The 3,636-nt window shown below is 60.1% G+C and carries 7 protein-coding genes and 1 pseudogene; 2 read left to right on the top strand and 6 right to left on the bottom strand.

Translation table 11 applies throughout. From position 1 onward, the window contains the following. Positions 1–317, top strand: a 317-nt coding sequence (locus tag AC1DXX_RS33070) for a hypothetical protein (RefSeq protein WP_478138427.1), incomplete at its 5' end; no start/stop codon positions are given. A gap of 487 nt (positions 318–804) precedes the next feature. Here AC1DXX_RS33070 and AC1DXX_RS33075 read toward each other — a convergent pair. The 6 genes from AC1DXX_RS33075 to AC1DXX_RS33100 form a co-directional block, all read right to left on the bottom strand. Further along, positions 805–1,446 carry an SMI1/KNR4 family protein gene (locus tag AC1DXX_RS33075; RefSeq protein WP_478138428.1) on the bottom strand — a complete coding sequence of 214 codons (642 nt, stop codon included), beginning with the start codon at positions 1,444–1,446 and terminating at the stop codon, positions 805–807. Between the two features lie 132 nt (positions 1,447–1,578). Then, positions 1,579–1,827, bottom strand: a complete 249-nt coding sequence (locus AC1DXX_RS33080; protein ID WP_478138429.1) for a DUF1272 domain-containing protein — start codon at positions 1,825–1,827, stop codon at positions 1,579–1,581. A gap of 66 nt (positions 1,828–1,893) precedes the next feature. Next, a complete protein-coding gene (locus AC1DXX_RS33085; protein ID WP_478138430.1) occupies positions 1,894–2,412 on the bottom strand; it encodes a GNAT family N-acetyltransferase in 519 nt (172 codons plus the stop codon). Positions 2,413–2,527: 115 nt separating this feature from the next. After that, a complete protein-coding gene (locus AC1DXX_RS33090) occupies positions 2,528–2,869 on the bottom strand; it encodes a P-loop nucleotide/nucleoside kinase family protein (protein WP_478138431.1) in 342 nt (113 codons plus the stop codon). A 47-nt stretch (positions 2,870–2,916) separates the two neighbouring features. Beyond that, positions 2,917–3,315, bottom strand: coding sequence for a class I SAM-dependent methyltransferase (locus AC1DXX_RS33095; protein ID WP_478138432.1), 399 nt, complete (start codon positions 3,313–3,315; stop codon positions 2,917–2,919). A 9-nt stretch (positions 3,316–3,324) separates the two neighbouring features. After that, positions 3,325–3,465, bottom strand: a complete 141-nt coding sequence (locus AC1DXX_RS33100; RefSeq protein ID WP_478138433.1) for a hypothetical protein — start codon at positions 3,463–3,465, stop codon at positions 3,325–3,327. Between AC1DXX_RS33100 and AC1DXX_RS33105 the strand changes: the two are divergent. Further along, a pseudogene (locus AC1DXX_RS33105) lies at positions 3,464–3,636 on the top strand (IS5/IS1182 family transposase); the annotation flags it as partial. The gene AC1DXX_RS33100 and the pseudogene AC1DXX_RS33105 sit on opposite strands and share 2 nt — an antisense overlap.

Raw genomic sequence — 3,636 nt, forward strand, 5'->3', positions numbered from 1 at the left:
TCTCCGAACAGGAACGAGCACGCCTGGTGCAACTTGCGAACTCCGCTAAGGCTCAACTGAAGGCAACGAGAATCTGCGCTTTTTTATCCTCCCACCCGATTGACACGCAAGTGCATCTAACACATGCGCGGGTAGAAGAGACTGGCAATTATCTTGAGTCCATTGGAATACCAGCAGGAGAGGGGGACATCCTCTTCGTGATGAACGAACAGCGAACTATCACCAGTGGCAAGACTGTGAACTCGTGGATAGATGTTGATTTTTCCCAATGCTTGCCTGGCGAGCGTCTCCAACGCGAGAGATTCCCAGGTAACTAGGCCGAGCCCTTCACCCTCTCCATGGTGCGCAGACCGCCGCGACCTATCATGCCCCGCAGCAATTGCCCGCAGCTCGGCGGTTCGAGTACAGGCAGGCCGCCAGGTTGAATATGGATATAGACCGATAACCAGTCATGAGGCGCTCCGCGTCGTACATCATCAGCCAGGACCAAGACGGCGACTGGAAGCACTCGGTGCAGTTCGCCTATTAGAAACTGGACGGCGACGTCGAAGGTCCGGTGTTGGCCGGCAGCCGCCTGAGTGGCATTGCTTCACGCGGTATCTAAAGACTGGTGACCCTATCAACAGGTGCCACTCTTCGAGTTCCTCTTTCCGGACTTTTCGAGGCGGTTCGCCACATGAGACCTCACCCAACTCGGTTTGCGCAATGAGCTGTGCAATCAGGTGTTGGAGCGCCTCTGAACTTCCCGCCTTGGGCGTCAGCGTGTGCCCCGATACGTCAACGGCGACACCCTTTGGGTCTAGGTCAATACAGCCACTTTTGCACGAGCGGCTCGCCGAAACGCTGGTTGAGCAGCGTTTCGCCGCCCTCGTCGTCGTCGTGGATCTCTGCCAGGCAGCGGATCATCAACGCGTCGAGATAGTCATCGACGGACGCGAAGAAGCGTGTCAGCGGTTCTCCGTCGTCGTGATCGAAATAGTAGACCTCGCCACTGTTTCGACGAAAGCAGAACATGTTGCCATTGCCGAGATAGTCGCTGAAAGCGATCAATTCGTCGGCCAGTGCGAGCAGGATGTCGCCTTCGGGTAGGTCTTCGGCAATATCGGTGATGCCTGGATACGCATCGCGCAGCGCTTGGATCGGCGTGTGGCCGCCTCCGACGCTGCACAGGCTTTCTGCCAGCGACAGCGCACCGAACTGGCGGTGATACTCGCGCAGCGGTGCGGGCAAGGGGCAGCCGAGGCGTGCTTCCAAGTCGTCCAACTCGGCGTTGCTGGAGGGAGTGATCGATGCCTGGCTCACATGGTCTTGCCACAGGGCCGCATACGCACGGATCACGGCTCCGTACCAGCGGCTGCGAGCGATCGGATCGGACAGCTTGGGCCAGGCCAGCGGCGGACAGCCTGCAGGCGGCCACGGATCGGGTGGTGCGGTTGGGTCGTTCATGGTCATCCTTGCATCGATTCGGCCAGCATCAGTCGATAGTGATCGCGCGTGGCGAGACGTGGTTCCTTGTCTAGAGTAGGTCTGATTTTGGCTGCAACCAGTCTTCGAGGGGGCAGGGTTGAGAAGGGCGCTTCACGACGCCGCCGCGCAACCTTCAGGCTTGAACACCCGTGTGGTCGACCCCGGAAACTTTTCAAGCTTGGCCGCCGGCCGCGACGGGCGCGGAAGCAACTCTCCGCCGCAGTTCGGGCATGTGCCTGCGAGGCGTTCGCTTGCGCACTCACTGCAGAACGTGCATTCGAAAGAACAGATGTGGGCATCGGCTGAATCCGGCGGCAAGTCTCGGTTGCAGCATTCACACCCGGGGCGCATTTGGAGCATGGCGAAACCTCAGAGAGCGTTTTGTCGGTTGAGCTTAAACGAGGGCAAGGTGGCCGATGACGGAAGTCAGTCCGTCGATCCAACAGGTCCGAGAGCAAGGCTCATCGGCTGAAGTATCAGACTCGAGTGTTCCCGCAGCGGCTCCAACGCACCATCGGGGCGGAAGCCGCAAGCAGTGTACAGGTGCATCGCGGGCGTATCTCCGACAGTGACACCCAAACGAATGCGCTTCACGCCAACGCTCTTGGCCCAGGAAATCGCCTCCTTGAGCAAAGCTCGACCGGCTCCCATTCCTCGCGATGCAGGATCGACCCACATCTGAAACAAGTCGGTGACAGCCGGTTCATCACTGGACAACTTGCACCAGATCAGACCGCAGGCGTCGTCGCGATTGAACGCGAAGAGGACACGATCCTTCTCGGACGAAGTAGCCGCGGCAATTCGAGCGGACCACATCGCATCGGTTCTCGTGGCCTCTGCTTCATGCGTGCTTCCGAATGCGTCCGGGGAGTCGAGCAACGCCCGCAGACGCATGTCCCGATAGGTCTTCCATTCATCCGATTTTGCTGGGTGTACCGAGATCAAAAAATCACCTTCTGGTTAAGAGTGGAGGGACTGAACTTGCGATGGCATCGAACGCAAACTCGAGTCCGAGTCGATGGTGCCCAGGAGGGCATCGACGAGCCGGGACCGCGTCGATCTACCCCTCACGCACTCGCCGCCAGATCAAGTCCGCCGCTTCACCCGCACTCACAAGCGCCGAATCAACCACCAAGCGCTCCGTCCCCCAAGCCTCGTAGTCATGCCGAAGCACAGCCTCCCAGCTTGGCAGCGCAAAGCCCGCAATGTCGGCTTCCCGGCTCTCCACGCGCCGGCGGTGTTCCGCAACGTCAGAGCAGACGACCTCAACCTCCACCAGATGCGACGACGTCTCCGCCGCCACGGCCCGCCACGCTTCACGCGTGACCGACAGCGGGTTGACGCAATCGGCGATCACGGACATGCCGAGTGCGAGGTTGGACTTGGCCAGCTCGTAGGCCACGATGTAGCCCGCTGGGCCCACGTCTTCAGCGCTCCCGCTCGCAGTTTTCAGCGCGTGCTCGATGGCGTCGATACGCAGGTAGGCGGAAGGAACACGCGCCACGAGTTGTCGCACGAAATGACGAGGTCATAGCCTGTACCGTGGTTCTCATGGGCCGTGCGCATGTCGCCGACTTTGAAATCGACGGCCAAACCGCGAAGGTCCGCTTCGCGCCGTGCACGTTCGATTTCCTTGGTCGACAGGTCTGACCCGACGACGGAGTAGCCCCGCCCGGCAAGCGCAAGAGTCTGGGTGCCGATGCCGCAGGAAACGTCAAGCACCGTGCGATGCCCAGGCCATTCCGATTGGATGACGCTGTCGAACTGCTCGCCTTGCCGCCGGATGCTGTTGCTCCAGTCGGGGAACATCAGGTGATACAGCGGGGCGAGGTCGTCGTAGAAGTCCATGGGTTGACGTCAGGCTGCGAAGGGGATCGCCAGTTTAAGAATGGTCGGTTTCAGCGAAGGTCTGGTCTTGGCCGAGGCTGTGTGAAAAGACTTCCAGTCCCGCCCGTCAAAAAATAAAATCGGTGCACCCGTTCCAAGCGAGGTGCCCATGAAGCGATTCATCGAAGGCGAAGAGCGACAGCAGGTCGCGCTGTTGCCGGAATGTCTTGATGACTATATCGGCGAAGACAACCCGGTGCGAGTGGTCGACGCCTTTGTCGAGGAACTGGATCTTCAGGCACTCGGCTTCAAAGGCGCGGACCCAGCTGCCACCGGTCGGCC

Source organism: Variovorax sp. P4_B10 (assembly GCF_056402375.1).